This is a genomic window from Bacillus sp. P4_D3 (genome assembly GCF_056401855.1).
This window is the reverse complement of the sequence record NZ_JBFUIN010001294.1, coordinates 1-576: the sequence shown is the minus strand read 5'-3', so window position 1 is coordinate 576 and position 576 is coordinate 1. Positions and strand designations below refer to the sequence as shown.

The 576-nt window shown below is 35.8% G+C and carries 1 protein-coding gene; it reads left to right on the top strand.

Annotated features, from left to right (window positions below; genetic code table 11):
• Positions 1–576 (top strand): S-layer homology domain-containing protein (locus AC1DTM_RS30900; RefSeq protein ID WP_477001754.1); only part of this gene is annotated, 576 nt, incomplete at both ends.

Below are 576 nucleotides of genomic sequence, written 5' to 3'. Positions count from 1 at the left end.
GTTGTAGAACTAAGTAAAACGGCTTACATCAATGTTCAAAATCAAAAAGTATTTTTAGAGGAAACAGAAGTAAATAAAGAAGTGAAAGTACCTGTATACGAAAAAGATGGTAAAATCTCTACAAAAATTCGTTTGAAGAGTGAAGGTGGTACGTATAGTAACGATGTGGTTAAGTGGAGTACACCAGGTGAGAAAGTATATGAATTTGGTGTGAAAGATCCATTTGCGGATACAGGAATCTTCTTCACAGGGTCTGTTATTCAAAATGTTGTAAATGAAAAAGTAGCGGAAGAAGTAATTGAATTTAAAGATGTGCCAAAGGGTCATTGGTCAGAGAAAGCAATTAACTATTTAGCGAAAGAAAAGTTATTTATAGGCTATGGAAATGGGCAATTTGGATTTGGTGACAACATTACTCGTGGTCAAGTAGCAGTTTTAATACAAAAGTACTTGAAGTTGGAGCAAAATGTAGAACAGAAAACGAAGTTCACAGATACGAAAGGAAATATGTATGAAGGGGCTATTGAGGCAGTTACACAAGCCGGAATTATGACGGGCGATGGTAATGGTACGTTC